Origin of the sequence: Pseudoalteromonas sp. Ld20 (assembly GCF_045064175.1) — a bacterium.
In the GTDB taxonomy this organism is placed as follows: domain Bacteria; phylum Pseudomonadota; class Gammaproteobacteria; order Enterobacterales; family Alteromonadaceae; genus Pseudoalteromonas; species Pseudoalteromonas neustonica.
This window is the reverse complement of record NZ_JBISHB010000030.1, coordinates 90,025-113,754: the sequence shown is the minus strand read 5'-3', so window position 1 is coordinate 113,754 and position 23,730 is coordinate 90,025. Positions and strand designations below refer to the sequence as shown.

General features: G+C 39.2%; 22 protein-coding genes, 1 tRNA gene and 1 pseudogene. 16 read left to right on the top strand and 8 right to left on the bottom strand.

The window, feature by feature from the left end:
• Positions 1-44: 44 nt before the first annotated feature.
• Positions 45-1,319, bottom strand: coding sequence for an EAL and HDOD domain-containing protein (locus ACJJVX_RS06220; protein ID WP_405630649.1), 1,275 nt, complete (start codon positions 1,317-1,319; stop codon positions 45-47).
• Positions 1,320-1,583: 264 nt separating this feature from the next.
• Between ACJJVX_RS06220 and ACJJVX_RS06215 the strand changes: the two genes are divergently transcribed.
• Positions 1,584-2,150, top strand: coding sequence for an alkylphosphonate utilization protein (locus ACJJVX_RS06215; RefSeq protein ID WP_054204495.1), 567 nt, complete (start codon positions 1,584-1,586; stop codon positions 2,148-2,150).
• Between the two features lie 129 nt (positions 2,151-2,279).
• Positions 2,280-3,098, top strand: a complete 819-nt coding sequence (locus ACJJVX_RS06210) for an META domain-containing protein (protein WP_054204496.1) — start codon at positions 2,280-2,282, stop codon at positions 3,096-3,098.
• Between the two features lie 49 nt (positions 3,099-3,147).
• Here ACJJVX_RS06210 and ACJJVX_RS06205 read toward each other — a convergent pair whose 3' ends face one another.
• Complete coding sequence (locus ACJJVX_RS06205) at positions 3,148-3,987, bottom strand: 23S rRNA (adenine(2030)-N(6))-methyltransferase RlmJ (protein WP_169327891.1); 840 nt, start codon at positions 3,985-3,987, stop codon at positions 3,148-3,150.
• 218 nt (positions 3,988-4,205) lie between these two features.
• Between ACJJVX_RS06205 and zapB the strand changes: the two genes are divergently transcribed.
• The 9 genes from zapB to ACJJVX_RS06160 all read left to right on the top strand — a co-directional run bounded on the left by zapB (position 4,206) and on the right by ACJJVX_RS06160 (position 11,600).
• Entirely contained in the window at positions 4,206-4,436 is a 231-nt protein-coding gene (gene zapB, locus ACJJVX_RS06200) for a cell division protein ZapB (RefSeq protein ID WP_054204498.1), read from the top strand.
• Positions 4,436-4,735, top strand: a complete 300-nt coding sequence (locus ACJJVX_RS06195) for a cell division protein ZapA (RefSeq protein WP_054204499.1) — start codon at positions 4,436-4,438, stop codon at positions 4,733-4,735. The genes zapB and ACJJVX_RS06195 overlap by 1 nt, the downstream gene beginning before the upstream one ends.
• 82 nt (positions 4,736-4,817) lie before the next feature.
• The gene (locus tag ACJJVX_RS06190) at positions 4,818-5,837 is read left to right on the top strand and encodes an MBL fold metallo-hydrolase (RefSeq protein ID WP_405630645.1); all 1,020 of its coding nucleotides are present in this window, start codon (positions 4,818-4,820) and stop codon (positions 5,835-5,837) included.
• Positions 5,838-5,891: 54 nt separating this feature from the next.
• A complete protein-coding gene (locus ACJJVX_RS06185; protein WP_405630642.1) occupies positions 5,892-7,427 on the top strand; it encodes a transglycosylase SLT domain-containing protein in 1,536 nt (511 codons plus the stop codon).
• A gap of 71 nt (positions 7,428-7,498) precedes the next feature.
• On the top strand, positions 7,499-7,987 hold the full coding sequence (locus ACJJVX_RS06180; RefSeq protein WP_054204502.1) for a peptidylprolyl isomerase: 489 nt from the start codon (positions 7,499-7,501) through the stop codon (positions 7,985-7,987).
• A 9-nt stretch (positions 7,988-7,996) separates the two neighbouring features.
• Complete coding sequence (locus ACJJVX_RS06175) at positions 7,997-8,725, top strand: SDR family NAD(P)-dependent oxidoreductase (protein ID WP_054204503.1); 729 nt, start codon at positions 7,997-7,999, stop codon at positions 8,723-8,725.
• On the top strand, positions 8,722-9,564 hold the full coding sequence (locus tag ACJJVX_RS06170; protein WP_405630640.1) for an amidohydrolase family protein: 843 nt from the start codon (positions 8,722-8,724) through the stop codon (positions 9,562-9,564). Before ACJJVX_RS06175 ends, ACJJVX_RS06170 begins: the two co-directional genes overlap by 4 nt.
• Positions 9,565-9,614: 50 nt before the next feature.
• The gene (locus tag ACJJVX_RS06165; protein WP_170174042.1) at positions 9,615-11,174 is read left to right on the top strand and encodes a S41 family peptidase; all 1,560 of its coding nucleotides are present in this window, start codon (positions 9,615-9,617) and stop codon (positions 11,172-11,174) included.
• Between the two features lie 33 nt (positions 11,175-11,207).
• Entirely contained in the window at positions 11,208-11,600 is a 393-nt protein-coding gene (locus ACJJVX_RS06160; protein WP_054204506.1) for a hypothetical protein, read from the top strand.
• A 50-nt stretch (positions 11,601-11,650) separates the two neighbouring features.
• Here ACJJVX_RS06160 and ACJJVX_RS06155 read toward each other — a convergent pair whose 3' ends face one another.
• The 4 genes from ACJJVX_RS06155 to ACJJVX_RS06140 all read right to left on the bottom strand — a co-directional run bounded on the left by ACJJVX_RS06155 (position 11,651) and on the right by ACJJVX_RS06140 (position 14,778).
• Positions 11,651-12,826, bottom strand: a complete 1,176-nt coding sequence (locus ACJJVX_RS06155) for a mandelate racemase/muconate lactonizing enzyme family protein (protein WP_054204507.1) — start codon at positions 12,824-12,826, stop codon at positions 11,651-11,653.
• 27 nt (positions 12,827-12,853) lie between these two features.
• The gene (locus tag ACJJVX_RS06150) at positions 12,854-13,621 is read right to left on the bottom strand and encodes a class II aldolase/adducin family protein (protein ID WP_405630637.1); all 768 of its coding nucleotides are present in this window, start codon (positions 13,619-13,621) and stop codon (positions 12,854-12,856) included.
• A 156-nt stretch (positions 13,622-13,777) separates the two neighbouring features.
• Complete coding sequence (locus tag ACJJVX_RS06145) at positions 13,778-14,101, bottom strand: c-type cytochrome (protein ID WP_054204509.1); 324 nt, start codon at positions 14,099-14,101, stop codon at positions 13,778-13,780.
• A 137-nt stretch (positions 14,102-14,238) separates the two neighbouring features.
• Complete coding sequence (locus ACJJVX_RS06140; RefSeq protein ID WP_054204510.1) at positions 14,239-14,778, bottom strand: DUF2058 domain-containing protein; 540 nt, start codon at positions 14,776-14,778, stop codon at positions 14,239-14,241.
• Positions 14,779-14,985: 207 nt separating this feature from the next.
• Here ACJJVX_RS06140 and ACJJVX_RS06135 point away from each other — a divergent pair, with 207 nt between their 5' ends.
• Entirely contained in the window at positions 14,986-16,128 is a 1,143-nt protein-coding gene (locus ACJJVX_RS06135) for an MFS transporter (RefSeq protein WP_054204511.1), read from the top strand.
• On the opposite strand, the pseudogene ACJJVX_RS06130 reads toward ACJJVX_RS06135, so the two are convergent.
• Positions 16,095-16,509: pseudogene (locus tag ACJJVX_RS06130) on the bottom strand (YbaK/EbsC family protein). The gene ACJJVX_RS06135 and the pseudogene ACJJVX_RS06130 sit on opposite strands and share 34 nt — an antisense overlap.
• Positions 16,510-16,899: a hypothetical protein gene (locus tag ACJJVX_RS06125; protein ID WP_054452942.1), complete on the bottom strand. Its 390-nt coding sequence runs from the start codon at positions 16,897-16,899 to the stop codon at positions 16,510-16,512. It abuts the pseudogene before it with no gap.
• A gap of 174 nt (positions 16,900-17,073) precedes the next feature.
• Here ACJJVX_RS06125 and ACJJVX_RS06120 point away from each other — a divergent pair.
• The 4 genes from ACJJVX_RS06120 to ACJJVX_RS06105 all read left to right on the top strand — a co-directional run bounded on the left by ACJJVX_RS06120 (position 17,074) and on the right by ACJJVX_RS06105 (position 23,353).
• Positions 17,074-17,149: transfer RNA gene (locus ACJJVX_RS06120), tRNA-Ala, on the top strand.
• A gap of 160 nt (positions 17,150-17,309) precedes the next feature.
• Complete coding sequence (locus ACJJVX_RS06115; RefSeq protein WP_405630634.1) at positions 17,310-18,572, top strand: PotD/PotF family extracellular solute-binding protein; 1,263 nt, start codon at positions 17,310-17,312, stop codon at positions 18,570-18,572.
• Positions 18,573-18,577: 5 nt separating this feature from the next.
• Positions 18,578-21,070 carry a sensor histidine kinase gene (locus ACJJVX_RS06110; RefSeq protein WP_405630632.1) on the top strand — a complete coding sequence of 831 codons (2,493 nt, stop codon included), beginning with the start codon at positions 18,578-18,580 and terminating at the stop codon, positions 21,068-21,070.
• Positions 21,071-21,166: 96 nt separating this feature from the next.
• Positions 21,167-23,353, top strand: coding sequence for an EAL domain-containing protein (locus ACJJVX_RS06105; protein ID WP_405630935.1), 2,187 nt, complete (start codon positions 21,167-21,169; stop codon positions 23,351-23,353).
• The last annotated feature ends 377 nt before the right edge of the window (positions 23,354-23,730 follow it).

The following is a 23,730-nucleotide window of genomic DNA, read 5'->3' as shown; positions in this document are numbered from 1 at the left end:
AGTCTTTAAAAATTACTTTGTAATAACGCATCATACCCAAGGCATTATGCTTGTTCAATAATTGAGGCTAAAACTTCATCACCGTATTCACGGGCTACAAACATAGCCTTGTATACAATGTCAATTTCTGAAGCTGGTCTAATGGTTTCTAATAACTTGGTTGCCAATAGCCAGTTATCTTCTTCTACAGCGCGAGTTAATTGTAAAGTCGCACCTAACATGCCGTTAAAACACAATAACGCACTAGACAAATCATCACCTAGACAAAACTCTTTTGCTATTGCGCCTAATTCCATGTTTAAAATAGCGTCAAGTACAGACATCAGGCCAACTAAGTAACCTCGCTCTGACATTTCCTTACCGCCAGGCTCAAGCATCAGCAGCATAAAATGGGCTCGTGTTAAACCAAGCTTAGTTAGTTCGCTGGGTTTATCTACCCCTAATTCGCTAAGTGCTAATACCCTTACGAATTGGCGGATTGAATCTTCGCCTAAATAAATAACCGCTTGAGAGATAGAAGTAATCTCTAAATTTTGGTTACCCGAGCGCGCATTAACTAGCTTAAGAATACGTGCAGTTAAACCAACATCTTTGGCAACTCTTTGATGTACTTCATCAAAATCAATATCCGGTCGCGATGTACACCGTAAAAGATCAAATACCGCTAGTTTTGAAGGCTCAACATTGTGGTAAGTGAGCATCTCTGGTCGCGCAAAAAAGAAGCCTTGAAAGTAGTCACAGCCTGCATCTTTTAAAGTCGTAAACTCTTCGTGAGTTTCGATTCTTTCCACAATAATTTTTACATCGGGAAAGCGTCTTTTAAGCTTTTTAAGTTGAATATTCGTTTTAATTATTGGGTTTTCAACTTCTAGCTTTATAAAATCTACCAGCTCTAATAAGGGCTCCCATTTTGCATCACCGTCATAATCATCTAATGCAAACACATAACCATCTTGCTTCAGTGAACGTACCCTTTTAGTAACTTGCTCTATATTGCCAGCCCTTTCAACTATTTCTATTACAGCGCTTTTTGGCTGTAATAGTTTAGGAAAATCATCTAACAAAGCATCCGTTGAAAGATTGATAAATGCACACTGGTTAGCTGTTAATTTATCTATACCAATCAACATCAATGCATTAAAAAATAAGCGACCTGTTGCTTGTCCGTCGGTCGTCCCTACAGGGAAAAAATTATCGCTTGAATCTCGGTACAATAACTCATAAGCAAAAATACTCTTATCAGTATTAAATATTGGCTGTCGTGCTATATATTGAGTGACCATATTTGGTACGTTCGCTGTAATTTGTGTATTCGGCATATTATTTCCTGCTAATAATTTATAGCGACTCATGCCAGCTAAATTGTTCTTTTTGTATTGACTTAGTATAGTGAACTTTTGCAAGCTTGCATTAACTAAACACAATGCTGTGGGTACGAAATTTCAGATTCCTCAACTTTCGTACCCACAACAAAAACACCGGGCACTATAACCATACATTTATCATGGATATGTTCTCATCAGGGCTAAGGTTGGGTATAATAGCGCCATACTTTTTTGTAAAAAATCACAAGAGCTAATGACATGAGCATTGAACAAGCCTTAGTAGAACGTAGCAGTAACCAATGTGAGTTGTGCTCTGCAACTGACAACTTATCTGTATACGAAGTGCCACCTGTTACAGAAACCCATTCAGACAAGTGCATTTATACCTGCCAGACATGTAAAGACCAAGTTGAAAGTAATATCGATATCACTCCAACACATTGGCATTGTCTAAACGATAGTATGTGGAGCCAAGTGCCAGCAGTCCAAGTAGTGGCTTATAGAATGCTATCTCGTTTAGCTGCTGATAATGGCTGGGCACAAGATGCGTTAGATATGATTTATCTTGAAGAAGATACGTTAGCGTGGGCCAAAGTAGCACTTGCTGAAGACGATGACATCAAACATGTAGATAGTAATGGCGTAATATTACAAGCGGGCGATACTGTCACGCTAATTAAAGACTTAGACGTGAAAGGCAGCAGCTTAACTGCAAAGCGTGGAACAGCAGTTCGTAATATCGGTTTAACCAGCAACCCTGAGCACATTGAAGGTCGCGTTGACGGTCAACGAATTGTTATTTTAACTAAATTTGTTAAAAAGTAAGTATTATTCATATATCCAGTAAAAGCGCTAAATAGCGCTTTTTATACTTAAAATTAAGCTGCGATTAAGTAGCAAATAACTACACTGTAACCACTATCTACTGACTTAATTTATTTCAAGGAATAAGTCATGCTGTTACATAAACCTCGATCTGTTTTAAAATCAATTACCAACATTAGTATATTAGCTTGCAGCACGTTAATTCTGTCTGGTTGTGTAAATCAGCAGGCTACAAACGCAAGCCATGCAATTAAAAATGAAACTGTCGCAATGCTAACAACACAAGTAACCTATCTTGATCGCAGCATGCTGCGTCCCGGCTCACAATTAACGGTAACTTTAGCCGATGTGTCGAAAATGGATGTAGCTGCCGATATTATCAGTCAACAAACTATTGATATTGCTGGTGCGCCGCCATACACAGTGACACTCCCCTACGACGCAAGCATATTAAACGAACGCAGCCGCTACAGTGTTAGCGCACGTATCGTTAATCAAGATAATTTACTTTATGTAAGCACAACACATAATAACCCGTTTTCACACTCGCAACAGAGTGAACCTCTTACCATTACAGTTTCTAAAGTTGCCGCACAACAACCCGATGTAAGTTTAGTTAACACCTACTTTAAAGCCATTACCTTAAATGGTAAGCCTGTAACTGTTGAAACCAGAGAGCCGTTTATACAATTTAGTAAAGATAACAAAAGCCATGGCTTTTTAGGATGTAATAACTTTACTGGCAGTTATCAAGTCAACCAGCAATCACTCACATTTGGCCCGCAAGCCAGCACTAAAATGATGTGCTTTAAAAGCATGGAACAAGAAAGTGCAATGTCGGCAGTACTAGAGAACACAGCTCTATGGGATATTAATGGCGAATCACTGATTTTAAAAGATCTGCAAGGCAAACAACTTGCAACGTTTAAAGCCATGTATTTTAATTAATTTTGATCTCTCTGAGTATTAAACGCCCAGTTATGCTGGGCGTTTACTTTTATTCTTCGACTAATTGTTCGCTGCGATAAAAACCTGATGAATCACTCAATAAGCTAACTAGCTCAGGTAATACATTATCCATTGTTTGTTTTAACTTCCACGGTGGGTTAATTACGATCATACCTGAGGCTGTCATGCCATGAACGTCTGTATCTTCTTCTGTGGCTAATTCAAATAATTGAATATTACGCATACCTGATGCAATTAAGCCCTCTTCCATGCGCTCAATACGCTCTCTATCTACAACTGGATACCAAATCATATAAGTGCCAGTAGAAAAACGCTGATAAGCCTTCGTTAATGTTTTTACAACGGTGTCGTAATCATCTTTAATTTCATAAGGTGGATCAATTAATACACATGCCCTACGAGATGCTGGCGGCAATAACCCGACTAGGCCTGTAAAGCCGTTTTCACCACGGACACGTATAGAGCGCTTGCCGCTCATATTTTCTTGTAATAATGCCAAGTCTCGTGGATGCAACTCAAAGAACCAACCTTTGTCTTGGCGACGTAAAAAGTGCTCTGCAATTTTTGGTGACCCTGGATAAAACGCTAACGCCTCACTTTCATTAAACGACTTAATCAGATCAATATAATCATTTAACTCTTGATGTTCACTCGTATGTTGATAGAGCTTGGCGATACCATCGAGGTATTCTTGGGTCTTTTGGGCATCTGCCCCAGCCAATTCAAAAAAACCGGCGCCAGAATGCGTATCAATATAATCCAACGGTTTATCTTTAAGAGTTTGGTAACTTAATACCTGAGCAAGTACCAAATGTTTAACAACATCGGCCGGATTACCCGCATGAAATGAGTGTCTGTAACTGAGCATAATTTAATTTCGCTATAAGCTTATTTATAAAACCAGTGAACCATAAACATTATGCATTTGGCAACTGAGCGTGAACCAATTCTGAATGAAATAGCCCGTTAGCTGAATTATCCCTTAACGACGAATAAAAATCAGCTAAAACACACGTAAATACTGGCATATAAAGCAATTTTGCTTTACATTTGCATGACAATAATCACAGTTTTATGAGCGCATTTATGAATAACGAGACCCTTTCTCAATTAGAACAACTGATCGACCAATTAATTAGCCAAAATTCACAACTTCAAACAGAAGTGAATGAACTTAAAGATAAAAACAGTCAGCTGATCGATGAAAATGAAATTCTTCAACTTGAAGCACTTGAAAGCGAAGAAAAACAAAAAGATACCAGCACAACGTTAACAGGCCTACTTGAGAAACTACAAAGCGCTCAACAGGCAAACTAATGTCTGAGCTGCAAAACCAGCGAGTCACCGTTGAGTTGCTTGGTAAAGAGCAGCAATTTGCTTGCCCTGTAGGACAAGAAGACGCTCTAATTGCTGCCGCTAAACATCTTAATGATTTAGTCGAGCAAATGAAGCAACGCTCAACGGTTCGCAATGATCAAAAAGCTTTATTAATGGCTGCTTTGAACATTAGTCACGAACTGCTTGAAGCAAAAGCACAGCAAAGTGCAGAACTACAACAGCACGATCAGCTTGTTGATAAACTAAGTGCATACTTAGGTAGCTCATCAGCCAAATAAAAAGCGCTACTTAGCGCTTTTTTTGTTATTACCAATAAAATAAGCTACTGTAAGCGACCTATTTTATTGATCGATATGACCCATGCTAAGTAGTCCTTTCAAACTAATAACTACATTTAAACTGCTAATTGTTGGGTTACTAATCAGCTTAGCACCTTTCGCCTATAGTGCCGTAACGTGGCAAACAATCAGCCCAAACATTCAATTTTTACAACAGCAACCAAAGCTACGCTTTTATGATTCCAACCAAGTATTAATCCAAGGTAAAGAGTGCGCTTTAATGTTTGATGCCAGCGGCAATTTTGCAGCCGTTGAAGCGACAATTGTAAAACTAAAGTCAACTTTGACGACCCCTCTTTGCTATTTAGTTGCGAGCCATTTTCATGATGACCACTTATTAGGCATGGCCATTTTGCAACACAGTTACCCAAACGCCAAACTCATTGTTCATAAACAGATTGCCCGCGAGTTTGCAAATTTCCAACGTGCCTTTGAAGATAAACTTGATAGTTACGAGCAAAGTGTTGAGCTTAGTTATCAACGATTAGCTGAACAACCAGCTTCTTTACAGCCACAATGGAGAAAGAAATTAGAATTAGCCAAACAGCGTCTACTTCGCTGGCGAAAATTTAATTTGCAGCCAAATGCAATGCAAGTCTCTGATTCTCTCGCACTCAATTTAGGTGACTACCCTATAACGCTGCACGCCCATCAAGCACATACAAATGGAGATCTGACATTACTAGCAGAACAAGGAACCATCTTACTAGGGGGAGACATTGTAGATTGGCTGCCTTACCCTGGACACGGCAACTTAGTAGAATGGGCAGAACTACTTAAACAATTTAGCAATAACAAACAGATAAAAATAATTTTACCGGGCCATGGAGCGCCCTTAAAAGCAACTGATTTAAGTCAGCCATACAGGTTTTTACAACAAATTATTAAGCATGTATCAACCAATCCCAATGTGGAGCTTACAACATTACAACAAAGCTTCCCTGCTGAATTTGCTAAAGATTATCAAATTGATACAGCTGCCTATAAAGCTTACCCTTTATTTCTACAAGCTGGACTTAAGCGCGCGAAACAGTCAAAATAGACCCTACACAAGGTTGTGCTAAGCTTATAAAGGGATATTGATTCGGTGGTGTTTATGCGCAGGAATTATTTTTTCATTTTCGTAATAGCAATATTACTCAGCGGCTGTCAGTCTACAAAGCTGCAACCTGCAGCGCCTGATATAGAACAAGCCCCCGTTATTTTTAACCACTTTAAGCCGTCAACAAAAAACGCGATTGCGGTAAGCACGAACGCACAAGCAACACCGCCTACGACCACTATATCGACTGAACTACTGCAACCCAATAAAAAAAATCACACAGTACCGAGTCCGTATAAACCTACAATTGAAAAGTCACACTCACGATCCGCAAGCCCTGATTTATGGCAGCATATTGCTGACAACTTACATATTAAAATCTATCTAAATAGGGCACTCAACAAACGTATTAAATGGTATACCCGCCAACCTAAATATCTACAAATAGTGAACGAGCGAGCTGCTCCTTACTTATACCATATCGTCAATAAAGTAGAACAACGTAAGCTGCCGATGGAGCTGGCATTATTACCTTTTGTTGAGAGTGACTTTCGCCCAACGATCAGTTCCTCTGCTCAAGCTGTTGGGGTATGGCAGTTAGTCGCAGCCACTGCGCATCATTTTGGTATTAAGTCAGATCAATGGTATGACGGCCGTCAAGATGTACTGGCTTCAACAGATGCTGCTCTGGCGTATTTAGAATATTTATATAAACGTTTTGATGGTAACTGGATGCATGCACTCGCGGCTTATAATAGTGGCGAAGGCCGAGTACAACGCGCAATTGCTAATAATAAAAAACGTGGTAAAAGCACCGACTATTGGTCTCTCAAACTCCCTAAAGAAACGTCAGATTACGTACCTAAGCTCTTAGCATTAAGCTACTTAGTGCAAAACCCTAAGCTAGGCTTAATACGCCCTAAGCTTGAGAATAAAGCCCAAACTACTGAGTTTAATGTAGGTCAACAGTTTGATTTTTCTGTTATTGCTAACCTATCAGGTGTGGGGCGCAGCCAATTGCATAAACTCAACCCTGGTTATTTAAAAAATCAAAGTTCACCAAATGGGCCTCATACATTGCTCCTCCCATTGCAACAGCAAGCATTGCTAAGCAGTCAGTTCTTCAAGAGTAACTTTACTGGAGAGTACTTTGTTAAGAAAAACGATACCTTATACGGCATCGCTAAAAAGTTTGATATGCCCGTTAAAAAGCTAAAAATGTTAAATAATAAAAAGACCAACCTCATTGGTATTGGCGAACGCCTACTCACAGGACAGCCAAAAACAATGCCAGGCTCACTGACAATTGACTATAAAATCAGTCCTTATTTAGATGATACCCAAGTAGCCACTGCAACCATTACTGTTAATTACCAAGTCAAGCCTGGGGATACAATTTGGGATATCAGTCAACTTTATGATGTCTCGCATAAAGACCTCGCACAGTGGAATAAACTCAGTGCCTCTAGCATCTTAAAACCGGGTATAACGCTCGTATTACACTTGCCACAAGCAATAAAGCCGATCTCCCAATTACAAAATGATGGCTTATTGTTAGGATTAGAGAAAACCTTAAAACAACCACACTAACCAGCAGTTTCACATCATCCGTATTTAGCGTAAAATTAGCGTTTCATTCAGTAAATATTAAAGAGATTGGCATGCAAATCAGCAAAAACTCAGCGGTTGAGTTTCACTACACATTAAGTGAAGCCGGTGAACAAATAGAAACAAGCACTGGCAATGAACCATTAACATACATTCATGGCCTTGAAGGCATGCTTCCAGGTTTAGAAACAGCCCTTGAAGGCAAAGCCGCTGGTGATAGCTTCAGTGTTACTCTTGAGCCAAGCGAATCTTACGGTGAGCGTGTTGATGATCTAATCCAACGTATTCCACTTAAACACCTCCAAGGTGACACCAAAGTGTGGAAAGCTGGCATGACTGCAATGGTTAGCTCTAACCAAGGTCGTCATCAAGTAACGATTGTTAAAGTAGGTCGTTTTAATGCTGACTGTGATTTAAACCACCCTTTTGCTGGTAAAACACTGACTTTTGATGTGCAAGTATTAAGCGTACGTGAAGCTACAAGTGAAGAAGTATCACACGGTCACGTTCACAGCGAAGGCGGTTGTGGTCACAACCACTAGGGAAATTCTATGTCAAAGGTTGCAATCGTTACAGGCGGTAGTAAAGGCATAGGCCAAGCTATTGTTGCACGTTTTATAAAAAATGGTTATCAGGTTCACAACCTTGATCTCGAACATTCAGATTTAGGTACTTGGCACCGCTGTGATGTCAGTAATGTAAATACGGTTAAAAGCGTTATTACTGACATTGCTAGCACAACTAAGCACATTGATATATTGGTATCTAATGCTGGCCGCCATTTAAGTGCAACCATTGAAAACACGGATGAAGCAACCTTCGACAGTTTGTTTGCGCTTAATGTAAAAGGTGCGTACGCAGCAATTCAAAGCGTATTACCAAGTATGAAAACGCAAAAAAATGGGGCGATTATTTTAATTGCCTCAGATCAAGCCATCATAGCTAAAACAAACTCGTTTGCGTATAACCTCACCAAACATGCGTTAGCGTCAATGGCAAAAACAACCGCACTTGATTACGCCCAGTTTAATATTCGTGCTAATGCTGTATGCCCCGGCACCATTGAAACCCCCTTATTTCATAATGCGATTGATGCATACTGTGCTCGCAGTGGCGCAGATAAAGCCAGCATAGTTGCCGAAGAAGGTGCTTTGCAACCACTAGGTAGGCTGGGTCGAGCAGATGAAGTCGCCGCGTTAGTCAATTTTTTAGCCAGCGATGAGGCCTGTTTTATTACTGGCAGCTTACAAACTATCGATGGCGGTTATACCGCGCAATGAGCGAACGTATTATTGACCCTCACGTGCATTTTTTTAATTTGCTAGATGGGCAATATGAGTGGCTACAAGGAAGTAATCCGCCCTCTTGGCCAAATTTAGAGACTATTAAACGCCCTATTAATGCTGCACAACTACAACAAACGAGTCCATTTGAAATCATAGGGCTGGTGCATATTGAAGCAGGGTTTGATAATAAAAACCCAATTAATGAGCTAAACTGGCTGGCGCAGCATCTGCACGGGGAAAACTATAAAGCAGTAGGTTTTGCTTGCATTGATAATCCACCTGAGGACTTTAACAATGCAATAAACGCTTTATCACATTCAAGTTTGGTGGGGATTAGAGACATAACCGAAGGTGCGGATGCAACTCGGTTAACTCACCCTAATTGCCTTGATAATTTAACGCTTTTGAATGATTGCCAACTAATGTTTGAAGCACAGTTTAATGTTGAAAACTTAGCTATCACCGATCAATTAATTAAGTACTGCCAACAACTCCCAAACTTGCACGTAGTCATAAACCATGCTGGTTTGCCGAATAACCTCTCTCTATGGCAAGAGGGAATTCGCCGACTCGCTCACATACCCAACTGCACGATTAAATTCTCAGGTTTTGAGCTATTTACAGCTATACTGCAAACTCAGCAACAAGCGTGTTTTGACTTTATTCTTCAATGCTTTGGTCAACAGCGCGTGATGTTTGCTAGTAATTTTCCCGTATGCCAAATCAATTCAAGCTATCAAAAGCGCTGGTTAAGTAATTTTGCGCTTTGCAAAACCCACAGCTTATGGCAACAATTAAGCTATAAAAACGCGCGTCACTGCTATCAACTTTAATTAAAAACCGCTATATTCAGCTTATTGTTGTATAAAAACAGAACGCTTTTATGACTACTTCATCTAAAAACAAACTCATACTAGGCCTTTTTAACGTTACTTTTTTGGCCGTACTGACTGGTTGCGGTGGTGGCAGTACCATGGCCGATAGTGGCGGCAGTACTGGTAACACAATTAGCTGGACTCAAGGTGTCTTTCAGCCATCAGATAATTTTGATAAACAATGCCAAGCATTGAATCAAAAGCATTTTCTTCGCTCATGGAGTAACGAAACTTACCTATGGTATGACGAAATAATAGACCGAGATCCTGCACTAACAGCAAGTGTGAGTGACTATTTCACCTTATTAAAAACAGAACAAAAAACTGACTCTGGTGCCAACAAAGATAACTTTCATTCCAGCCTTTCTACCGCCGAGTGGGAAGCACAAAGTCAATCAGGTATCACGTTTGGTTATGGCTTTAAAGTGAAGTTATTTAGCTCAAGTGCCCCTCGAAAAGGCCTGATCAGCTATACTGAAGCGAACTCTCCCGCCAGTAATCAAAATCTTCGCCGAGGGTTTGAAATTTTAGAAGTCAATGGTGTCGATTTTATTAACGCGACCAGCCAAGCTGACGTAGATACTCTTAATGCTGGTTTATATCCAAAACAAACTGGTGTGAGCACCACTTTTTTGTTCAAAGATATCAATAATCAACAAACGCGTGAAGTAACGCTAATCTCACAAAGCATTGCATCGCAACCAGTCACTAATGTAAAAACCTTTGAAAATGACTCGGTGGGTTATTTTCAATTTAATAGCCACAACGCGATTGCAGAAAAGCCACTTTTTGATGCTTTTAATTCTCTAAAAGCAAGTAACGTAACTGATCTCATCATTGATATGCGTTACAACGGGGGGGGCTTTCTACAAATGGCGAGCCAAATAGGCTACATGATCGCTGGAGCCGCCAATACAAATAACAAAATATTTGAACGCACTATTTTTAACGACAAACACCCAACTATAAACCCTGTTACTGCTAAGCCTTTAGCACCCGTTATGTTTATTGACGAGTTTATCGGCTTTGCTGAGAATCCAGCGGTAAGTCCCGGCACGCCTTTACCGAGTCTTAATTTAAAACGGGTTTATGTATTAACGACCAGTAGCACTTGCTCAGCCAGTGAAGCGATTATTAATGGCTTACAAGGAGCTGATATAGAAGTAATTCAAATTGGTTCAGGTACTTGCGGTAAACCTTACGGTTTTTATCCTACCGATAACTGCGATACAACCTATTTCAGTATTCAGTTTACAGGAGAAAATAATAAAGGGTTTGGTGAATATTCAGATGGTTTTGCTCCGCAAAATACAGTAGATAATGAGCGCTTACCTGTGCGCATAGCGGGCTGTGCAGTGGCTGATGATTTTAGTTACCAACTAGGCGATCCAAATGAAGCCTTACTTAAAACAGCTTTAAGCTATCGAAGTAATGGTAGCTGCCCTGTCGCTACCTCAACTGCCAGTATACAAGGCTTTGCACCATCAAGCGTTAGCGATACACCTGACGTATTTGATAATCGTGCTACCACATTAATTGAAACCAATAAGGTTTTACCCTCAAATTAGGTCGCTAATTGAGGGTATTAAAGAGGTTAAGTAATGCTATTTAATAAACGACTATTACCAGCTTTATCTATATTTCTACTTGCCGGTTGTGCTTTTTATGCAGATAAACCCACGCCCAAACTACAGCACGCACTATTAATAAAGCCACAAAGTGAGCTAATAGCGCAAGGTATGGCAAGGCTAATGCGCAGTAATCCTATCGCCGTGGCGGATGATGTATTTATGCAGCAAAGTGTAATGGTTGTTGATAATGTAAATAAAAGCGATGGGATGGGTAACCCAATTATGGGGAAGCAACTTAACATGCCCGATCGATTTGAGTTGCTGATCAAAAATAACACATGCTTTTTGCGCCACCTTGATAGCAAAGCAACTGAACCTTTACCCAAAGTACAATGCAAAGTGAATGGTTTTCACTCAGGTTAAATATAAAAAAGCCCGAACGGGCTTTTTCTTCAAATCATGTAAAGAACAGCTTATTTAATTTCAACACGCTGTGAACGCATTACAATCTCATCATTTAGCTCAATACCAATACCAGGCTCTTCAGATACTTCAAAGAAACCATTTTTAGGCTGTGGATCTTGTAAGCATAATTCACGATTCCACTTTTTAATTGCATACGTATGATGCTCATGAATCAAGAAATTTGGAATCGCCGTTTCTAAATGTAACGACGCAGCAGTTGCCACAGGGCCACCACATACGTGAGCTTGAATGCGCACATCAAAGATATCAGCATAGTCACATACTTTTTTAGTTTCAGTAAAACCACCACATAAACCAATATCCGGCTGAAGTACATTAATGCTCTGATCTTCTAAATATGGACGCACACCCCAACGGTTATATAAACGCTCGCCACCAGCAATAGGTACTGCCACTTTATCAGCTACTTTTGCGTGTAAAGAATGATTTAAGTAGTTAACCGGCTCTTCATAAAACATACAATCAAATTCTTTGGCAATTTCACCAATTTGAATTGCCGAGGTTACACCCGGTAAGCTGTGGCATTCAAAAATGATGTCGACTTCATCGCCTACCGCTTCACGAATTGCTTGCATACGCGCACGGTACAGCTTCATTTCAGCGCGTGAAATGATATTGGTACGGTCGTAATACGTATTACCATCTTTATCATATTGAATAGGATCAACTTTTACTGCGTCATACCCTTGTGCCACGGCTTTTAATGCCGCTTCTGCGTACTCTTGTGGATGTACTAACGCTTTAAATTCTGTATCCCAATCGAACTGTAACTGCGATGCATAAGTACGCAGCTTATCGTTTACTTTGCCGCCTAATAACTGGTACACAGGTAAACCTAACGCTTTACCTTTAATGTCCCATAAGGCTGTATCAATCGCGCTCATCGCTGCATACACCACTGGCCCACCACCTAAACCCCAAAAGCTTTCACGCAACATACGCGACCATAACTTTTCGGTTTGAAATGGGTCATGACCAATTAAGAAGGCATCTGCCATCTCTTTGATCATGGCCGCCGCCGCACTGTGACCTAAATCATAAGCAAGGCCAGCCTCTCCAACACCACTAATACCTTCATCAGTATGAATACGAACGAATACTGGCGTCCATGCAGGTCTATCTGGGCAATGGATATCGAATACTTCAACGCGATTAACTTTCATGAAAATTCCTTATTAACCAAACTTAGGTTATTTTGCAAAACTAGGATCAAGACGATAGGCCTTGCGTAACATCGCAGGCCAAGCAAGTTGCCCACCAGTGCTACCACTGTGTACAACATTCGCTTGATTATAAATATTATCGATTATGACTTGTGGCACAGGTGTAACTGCTTGGCCGCTCGCTTGTAATGCAAGCTGTATTTCACACGCACGCTGTAAATCGTAAAAACGCATAAAAGCATCACCGACTGTTGGACCAACAGTTAAGCCACCATGATTAACCAATAACATATGGTTGGTATCGCCTAAATCATCTTGTAAGCGCTTTTTCTCGTCATTATTGACCGCTAAGCCTTCATAACCATGATAGGACAACGATGGTAATGAAAACATTGAATACTGGCTCAAAGGCAATAAACCATTTTTTTGAGTTGCGACTGCAATCGTTTCTTTTGTGTGTAAGTGAATAACACAATGCGCATCATCGCGAACTTCATGAATAGCGCTATGGATAGTAAAACCTGCAGGATTGATTGCAAACGGCGTATCATCCAAAATATTGCCGTCTAAATCTACTTTTACTAAGTTAGACGCCGTCACTTCATCAAACGTTAAACCAAACGCATTTACTAAATAATAGTCCGCCCCCGGCAAGCGCGCTGATAAATGCGTGTAAATCAAATCACCCCAACGAAAGTGTTCAACTAACCTATAGCAGGCAGCTAAATCAACACGTAACTGCCACTCTTGGGCAGAAACTTTATTCTTTAAATCAAGTTGAGGTAATTCAAACATTTTAATACCTTATTCAAACGTGAAAAACACGAAGTAGATGGATAGAAGTCTAAAGTAGTGCGGGAGGATGATCAATCTCTTTTAAAACAAAACAGCCACACCAAAATGGCGTGGCTATTTATAAAATAACTTAAAAAGTAGTTAGCTTAGAAAGTATTATTTTACTTTTGATAAATAGTCAGCAATCGCCGCTAGCTCTTCATCAGTTACAGTTGCAACCATTGCTTTCATTGCTATGCTCATACCATTTGCACGAGCACCAGATTTAATATCTTTCATTTGCGCGAGTAGATACTCTTTATTTTGACCATTTAGCTTAGGGTACATTGCCATGATCGGTGATTTACCTTCAGCGCCGTGACATGTTTGACAGTTTTTAGCTGTATAAAGCGCTGCACCATCAGCAGCCATTGATGAAAATGAAACACTTGCTGCCATTGCAAGGCCAGCTCCTAAGAGTAATTTTTTTATCTTGCTCATTGTATTTTCTCTTCTTTATGACGGTTTATAAATCTATTCACTTAATTGTAGACTATGCTCAATGTCATGCTAACTTTGTACGTAATTTATACACGCAAAAGATCACATAACATTGTCAAAAATAACAAGTCTTTTAATTACCAAACAAGGTCATCTGGGACTTCAAAGTCAGCATATGGATCATCTACATCTTTCCCTTTATCTTCAGGTTCAACATGGAAAACAATATACTTTTCATCGACTTCAGCGACTTTACGAGCAGGCTCATCTTCCAATACAAAAAATTGCCCTTCTAAAACACAAATAGCTAGACGCCCACCGGATAGTGCTTTTTGAGTCTTTTCGTTTACGTCCAGCTCTTTTACTTTATTTTCGTAAGTAAAATTAAAAGTACGTTCGCCACGAATCGTATCTTGATTATGGTGCTCTAATATTTGCTTAACGCGAGCAACTTCTCCGCGCTGCTTTAACTCACCTTGACGAGCTTGATTTAGTTCTTCTGCTTTTTTTTGCTGTTCTAATTTTGTTTGCTGAATATGCTTTTGCAGATCACTAGGGTTACTAGTCGCCCCTTTTTTTGGCTTTTTCTGTTGCTTACGTTTTTCACTTTTTGCAACTTTCGCTTTATGTGATGTAGTTAATCCTGCTTGTAGCAATTGGTCTTGTAATGAACCCATAGCTTTGTTCCATTAAAAACTGATATTAAGATTATTTTAATCTTCAATGCGCATAAATCATAGTGTTATGACCATTAATCTAGCAAAGTGTAGTAATTGATAACCTGACTTAGCGCAATGAATGATGATTTTAAAGAAAAAACACTTAACTTAATTGAATTTAATATCAATCAGGTTAAGCTACAATTTTTATAGTCGGAGCAACAAATGCGTTTAAGTCATTTATTAATTTGCTCACTGCTTATCTTTTTTGTGCTCTATGCCCCGCAGCCATTATTGAGTCTATTCGCGGATCAATTTGCTGTTAGCCCCGCAATTGCAGGCAGCTTAATGACTGCCACTATGATCCCACTGGCCATTGCGCCGCTAATATACGGCCTACTCCTTGCTAAACGTAACCCTCTAACAATTTTGCGCTATGCAATGTTAGTGCTAGCGCTTACCTGCATCGCTTTTGCATACGCTCCCAGCTTTGAATTATTACTGCTGTTACGTTTTTTGCAAGGTTTGACCTTACCGGCCGCATTAACGGCAATGACCACTTACATAGGCAGTCGCTATCAAGCCGATAACCTACAAAGAAATATGACTCTTTATATAGGTAGCACTATTGCCGGCGGTTACTTTGGCCGTGTATTAGCAGCAGTTTTTGCAGATCTATGGGCATGGCAAAGTTTCTATTTTATCATCGCTGCGGGTCTGACGGGTTTAGCATTATGCATTCCGCGCAATCAAGCGCAATTAGTTAGCAATCCACTTTCGCCATTAAGTTATATAAAACAGCTAGCAGATGCTGCGGTATTAAAATTGTATGGTGCAGTATTTTGTATGTTTTTTTGCTTTGCCGCACTGCTTAATTACTTGCCGTTTATTCTGCAAGATACCTTTTTAATCACCAACACGCGTGATATTGGCTTAGTTTATAGCGGATATTTAATTGGTGCGCTAGCTTCTATAGCTACGCCGTGGTTATTAAGAAAAAGTCATTCTCCGTGGTATTTACTATGCGCAATATTCACCTTGTATAGCGTGACATTAGTGGCATTAATGAGTTCTCAACTGGCTGTATTTTTATTGGCTTTTACTGGGTTTTGCGGTGCAATGTTTATTATTCATTCAACTGCTGCGCCGTTGGTTAATAAAATAAGCAGTGCGCCAGCAAGTGTTACTAACGGCGCATATGTATCGTTTTATTACAGTGGAGGGGCCCTTGGCTCTTTTGTACCAGGCATGGTTTATCAACAGTTTGGTCATATCGCGTTTATAGTATCACTACTGTTCGTCTGCCTATGTGGATTAGCGTTAGTGAGTTCAGGTTATCTCGCTGGTAAAAAAACCACTTTAGGCTGATGCCCTGTCGCTGTAAAAAAAGTATCTAGATCCATTTTTTTTAATAGCCACGTTTGCGTATTATCAAAGGGATGACAATGAAATAGATCACCAAACCAAATATCTTGATCAAGCCATAACGTTACATTATTTTGCTTGTCGTTCATTAACGCTAACATTGAGACACAGCCAGGTGCGACTTTTAAATAACGTGCTAAACGCTCATCAGAAGCAAACCCTAATCTCGATAAGCCCTGATACTTAGCTAGGGTGTGTTCCAGGACGCTCAATCATTAACTCATCTGCGGTGAGGCTGCCATGTAACGCTGGATGTTCAATCGCATCATAATGAATATCTAAATGCGCTAAAAACGCCGCTAATTTAGTTTTATCAGCCAACATTTATAAACAACGTCCTGTTAGTCGTACGCTGAGATCTCGCCATGACACCTCTTCTATTTCATATTTATTATTCTCGCAATATTCTTTTTTATTTAATTCTTGTTTTAATAATTGCACTGCTTGATCTTCTAGCTTGAGTTTTAAACTATTGGATTCTTCAAAGTATTCTTGATTAGCAAAATCTTTAAACTCACGGCGTGTAAGCGGCCTATCTAATTTCACATTTTTACGCGTTTTTGCTTCAACGGTTACTATATAAGCAAAGACTTTACTCTCTTGCTCATCTAATTTGGTATATAACTGCTTGCTAATAATCTCAAAAAGTTGGTCATCACTTTGATTCGCACAACCACTTAATAAAACAACTAATATCCATATGCATATCTTCATAACGAAATCATTTTTATTACCTAGTTGCAGGTAGTCTATCAAAAAATCACTCTTTACGTGAAAATTCACCAAATATATAAAAAAAACTTGACCAAATTGATAAATCTCATTAAAGTTCGTCCCGCTTGAAAGGGAACATCAAGTAGGTTACGAAATTCGTAATTTTAGGAATGTGGGGCTATAGCTCAGCTGGGAGAGCGCCTGCCTTGCACGCAGGAGGTCAGCAGTTCGATCCTGCTTAGCTCCACCACTTTCCTACCTTTTCTTTTTAAGTTCATAACATCTACTTTTTCAAGCAATCCCTCTAAAACTTTATACTACTTTATTCTCAATAATTCATCGTCAATGCTTGAGCCTTTGTCCGTCATTAGCTATACCTAAACATTAACTATCGTTATTTTGGCTAAATTATGGATGAGCCTAAAAGGGCTACGCTAAAAAAAATTGCAGCGCTTGGAATAAGCGCCGGTATCATCACTCACGCTCCCTATGTTTTTGCCCGCAAAAAAACAACTCTGAGAGTGTTAGGAACCCACGTAACATTACAAGAGGCTATTCGTAAGCAAGCTATGGCTGACTTGGGTATAGATATTGTATTTCAACCAGCTGGCAGTGCTGCGGTACTACAAAAAGCATCGATGGCTCCCGGCTCTTTTGACCTTTACGAACAGTGGTCCAATAGTATCAATGTGTTATGGAACGCTGGCAGTATCCAAGCTATTGATAAAAAACGCATTCATAACTTTAGTGAAATTAACGCACTCACTAAAACAGGCAAGCTCACTCCAGATGCATCAATCGGTGCTGGCGATGCCCCATATAAACTTTTAAACATCCAAGATGACGGTACTTTAAATAGCAATGAAACCGATTTTATTAGCTACTTACCCTATGTCCATAATGTTGATTCATTTGGGTACAATACAGCTCACATACCACTTGGCACCGCGTATGAAAGTGAAAGCTGGGCATGGTTATTAGATGAAAAACACCGCGGTAAAGTCGCTATAGTTAACGCCCCATCAATTGGTATTTTTGATTTAGCGCTTGCCGCGCAAAGTAAGGGATTAATTAAATTTAATAATGTTGGTGCAATGACTCGCCAAGAGCTCGATCAGCTATTTAGTATTTTGCTCAATTACAAAAAACAAGGTCACTTTAGCGGTTATTGGAATTCTGTGCCTGAATCAGTTGATTTTATGCGTAATGACAGAGCCATTATTGAAAGTATGTTTTCACCCGCTGTCGAGAGCTTAAACAGCCAAGGTATCAATGTGCGCTTTGCTGCTCCTAAGGAAGGTTATCGAGGCTGGCATGGCGTAATGTGCCTATCATCCCAAGTGAACGAAAACACGAAAAGCGCCGCCTATGAGTATATGAATTGGTGGTTATCTGGGTGGCCAGGTGCATTTATCGCCAGGCAAGGTTATTACATTAGTAACCCTGAACGCTCAAAACCTTTTTTATCTGATGCTGAATGGCAATATTGGTATCAAGGCCAACAAGCTATAGAGCCGTTACTTAATCCACAAGGAAAAATATCTGTAAAAACGGGCGCTATGCGCAGTGGGGGAAGCTATTTAAAACGTCTAAGTAATGTTGCGGTGTGGAACACTGTAATGCCAACTTACGACTATAGCCTTCAAAAATGGTATGAGTTAATAAGCCGATAACTATTATGCTTTCAATCAAATCAAAAATATCCATTACGTTGAGCATATTAATTAGCCTGCTTTTACTGCAAAGCTACCTATTTGACAAATCTCAGCATGACTTAAGGGCATTACTTGCGCTGCAATATCACGCCCTTGCGCAAAGTGAAGTTGCAACCAGTCTAGAAAATAATGTGATCTCATTACAAGGTCAAGTTGTTGACTATGTTGGAAAAGAAAGTAGACCCATTGCTTTAGATAACTTTAAGCGTTTTTTTCTCGCGGCAAATGCTGATTTAGTTTCCTTTACACATAATGCAAATAAAACCCCGCACCAGTATGATGATTTATTATTGCGCTTAAATGAGCATTTAAATAATTATCGCCATACATTCGAGCAGGTTATTGACAATAAAAAGCATCGTCAAAAATTAGTTGAAGAGAAGTTCAAGCCAGCCATTGCGTCACTACAAACAAGCCTTAATGCTTTAAAAGATAAAGCAAGCAACGAACACAAGTACCGCTACTTTGAGGTATTACGCTCAGTAACAAGTATCGAACATGCCACACTGACTTACTTAAACGACACACAATATGACTCATCTCAAAAAGCGCAACTAAGCATTCAGACTTTACAGCAACAGCTAAACCATATTGAGCAGGATGGATTACTAAATAATGCACTTCCTAATGTAGACTTTAAAACTCAGTTGCTCAACATTCGCAGAGCTTACAACCAATTAACACTACTAACTAGAGGCTATACATACTCTATTAATGTTGTTTTAACCGGCATTGCTAACGAACTGTTATATCTAACAAAACAAATAAATAACAGCGAAAAAAGTACGTTTATTAAGTCACAAGAAACACTCAATCTACATTTGGCTGATAGCGCTAAAGAATCTCAATTTCTCTCTCTGGCTATGTTTCTTTTAAGTATTATTGTTAGTGTATTTATCGTGGTTGCAATCATTTTACCAATGAACAAGATAATTGTGCTTCTGAATAATTTAAACAACGGCACACAAAATGAAGAACTGGCTGAGCCGAATAAAAAGAATGAACTTAGTAGTGTGATAACTGCAGCAAATTCACTTTACAGAAAAAATAACGAAACTGTAAACCTATTACATGAAACACAAACACTCAATACCCAAATGCAAAGCATAAACGCCGCATTATCGTTAGCGAAAGATCAAGCTGAGCAAGCCAACAGAGCTAAGAGCTATTTTGTTGCTAATATAAGTCATGAGTTACGTACTCCAATGAATGCTATCTTAGGCATGCAACAGCTGCTGTTAGAATGCCCGTTAACTGACCAACAAAAAAGCAATGTTAATAAAACCCTTTCCAGCGCTAGTAAATTATTAAAGATATTGAATGACTTACTTGATTTTGCCAAGCTTGATACCAATAGATTAAAATTAGAAAGCAGCCAATTTATACTGCACGATATTATTAAAAATATTGAAAAAAGGTTTTCAATCAATGCTAAGCAAAAAGGCCTAAACTTAATACTGACTAACCATTTAAAAAAAGATGCCATGCTCATAGGGGATCCTGTAAGACTCGAACAAGTACTCGGTGCACTTGTTGATAATGCTATTAAATTCACAAAGCAAGGTGAGGTGATCGTTTTGATTGAGGTCTGCTCCCAACAGCAACAACTCATTACATTACGCTTTACAGTTCAAGATACCGGCGCGGGAATAAAACCTGATGAGATAAAACAAATTTTCAGTTCATTTGCACAAGGTAATAACAGTGCAAGTAGAGTGCATGGAGGAACGGGCTTAGGATTAACAATCAGTCAAAAATTAGTCAAGTTGCTTGGAGGAGAAATTCAAGCTGACAGCCAACTTGATGAAGGTACTAAATTTTCATTTAATCTCTCATTTACTTTAGTCGACCCCGAAGGCGCTACTATGCAGAACCTTGAACAACCTCAATTATTAGACTTACCCACCGCACTTGAGAATCTAGACTTTAATGATCGACTGCTTACTGATTTATATCGACGCTTTAAAAATGATTACAATGATTACAATATCCAAATCAAGGAGCTTTACGCAAAGCAACATATTCTCGAATTAAGGCGCTCACTCCACACATTTATAGGTCTTACAGGCACGCTAGGACTCGAACAGCTAAGAGCAACAGCACTTAAGGTCAAAGAGGAAATCAAGCAACAGCAACTCATCAACTTAACTGTATTTGAGCAGCAATTAACGATGGCGTGTTGCGCTATCGATCAATACATACTTACGAATCAATTGAAAGCGACCAAAGAAATTACACTTTTCTCCGATGATAAAAAACTTTATTTGAACGAGATAAAAGTACTCGCTCAAGAAGCTCGCCCAATAACGGCAAACCTTAATCAACAATTAAATGAACACCTTGTAGCCTCGGGTAATGACCCTCAATTACTACAACTTAAAGAAGCCATTGATCAATTCAATTATCAAACTGTTATAGGGACTATTAATAATTATTTAAATCCACCAAAAAACTAGACAAGACTCAGAACAATGAACTATTTTTTAATTAGTTAAGTAGCTACACATGGATTGCAAGTGCACTCAAATAATCAAGTTACATCAAAAGTTATGATGAAAAATAGGCAGCAAAAACCTTTGGTACTCATCGTCGATGATGAACCAAATAATTTACATATTTTGGTAGAAGGCTTGCTTTCTGATTATGATGTACGCATTGCAACGGGCGGCGCGCAAGCCTTAGAGTTTATTGAAATTACACGCCCTGATTTAATTTTACTCGATATTATGATGCCTGAAATGGATGGCTACGAAGTCTGTAAGATTCTTAAAAGTAATCAAAATACCAAAGGGATCCCTATCATTTTCGTTACAGCAATGACGGAGGAAGAATCTGAAGAACACGGATTTGAATTAGGCGCAATAGACTATATTCATAAGCCTTATAAACTTTCGCTAGTAAGAGCCCGCATTCGCACCCACATGACCGTACAAGGCATGTTAGATAGATTGATTGAAAAGAACTTTGATCTACACGATAAGCTGCTAGAAATTGAGATCCTCGCCTCTGAGCTTAGTAAACGTGACACCGAGCTAAAAAAGTTAACCGCTAAACAAGAATTATTCTATCAAGCGCTTACAAGTACAGCTGATGGCGTTGTAATTACCAATAATAAAGGAATTATTATTGCTGTTAACCCCTCTTTTTGCAGGATCACCGGTTTTAGTGAGAATGAAGCACTTGATACACAGCTAAAAAAAATTAAACAAAATAATCTGCCTGAAATGAACTTTGATGCCATTTGGCAGCATGCGAGCACTGCGGGATATTGGAGTGGAGAGTTAATAACACGACGTAAAAATGGTGAACTATACCCAGAGCTTTTAACGTTGAGTATGGTGAAAAATGACATTGATACGAACGTTAACTTTATAGGTGTATTTAGCGATATATCTAGTGTTAAGGTGACTCAAGAACGTATTGATTATTTAACCTGGCATGATGAACTAACCGGCTTTCCAAATAGAAATAACTTTTTAAAGTTATTAGATCAACAGCTCAATCAATCTTATATCGATTTGAATTATGCTTATATTTTTATTGTTGATATAGACAGCTTTCATTCCATTAACGATGGCCTCGGTTTATTAGCGGGCGATCAAGTTCTCCAAGAGTTAGCTGCTCGAATTGATAGTACACTCGATAGCAAAGACATCGTTGCACGTTTAGGGAGTGATGAATTCGCCGTTCTGTGCGCAACAAACAAAGGCACAGGTAGAAGTAGAGCCCAAGCGCTCGCTAATACAAAGGCACAAAATTTACTTATCGCTGCAAGCGAACCTTTTACTGTTGATGAAGAAAAAGTCACTTTAACCGTTAGTATTGGCTGCTATATATTTCCGCGTATGGATGTGCGCGAAAATGCAATTGAGACAATTCGTAATTGTGAGGCTGCATGCTATAAAGCCAAAGAAAAGGGCGGTAACCGAATCACATTTTTTGATACTTCCTTTGGTGAGCAAGCTAAACGCCGTTTTGAAATAGAACAAGATTTACGAAAAGCAATTAGTCAAAATGAGTTAACGCTTTATCTGCAGTCACAATACGATAGCCAGCATAAACTCAAAGGCGCTGAAGTGTTACTGCGCTGGGAGCATTCTAGAAAAGGCTTTATTAGTCCCGCTGAGTTTATCCCGATCGCTGAAGAGTCGGATATAATTTTTGACTTAGATTGCTGGGTAACATGTAGAGCATTAGAGCTACTTGCAAAGCTTAACCAATTCAATTCAAAACTCGGGTTATCAATTAACATTAGTGGTCGTCACTTTCACGAAAATCGTTTTTTGAACTTTGTAACCAAGCAAATACAAAGCAGTAAAATAAACCCGAGTACGCTTACAATTGAGATTATTGAAGGGACTTTACTAAACCATATGGAAGCAGCGATTGCAGCTGTACATCATTTAAAAAAGCTAGGCGTTAGGGTATCAATTGATGATTTTGGTACTGGTTATTCAAGCTTAACCTACTTAAAACAGCTGCCGATCCACGAGCTTAAAATAGATAAGTCATTCGTTTTTGAAGCCCCAACAAACAAAAATGACAAACTGATTATTGATATGATCGTGAGTTTAGGTAATTTATTTGATCTAAAAGTTGTCGCTGAAGGTGTTGAAGGCGAGGAACATTTCACCATGCTGCAAGCTTACCCTAATATGATCTTACAAGGCTATCATCTCCACAAGCCTGAACCTGCCGATTCATGGTTTTATAGCTTAACGAACCCGAACGCTGAATAATAAAGTAATCTTAACCGGCTAAATTCAACGCTTACTGCGTTGAATTTAATTACAATCGGCTTAGTACTTTAATTCAAAGTAAATATTTTAACCAAAACTTAGTAAACATGCCCTGAACTAGGGCATGTTTTATATACCCAAGCCACCTCAAGATGCAGTTTCAGTTGGAGTTAAAAGCGATTCAGGCAAGGCATTGATTGCAAATAATGGTTGTTCCCTTGTTAAAATCAATAACGCAGTATAAATCGCTTTTAAACCAACCCGTTGGGCGTTTCACAGGCGCTTACTCTCAGCGTTGTTACTTATTAAAAGGGATGACCATTGTTGCAAAGTAACGCCTTGATATTAAACACCTGTGAAACGCTGAAGTCTGTATC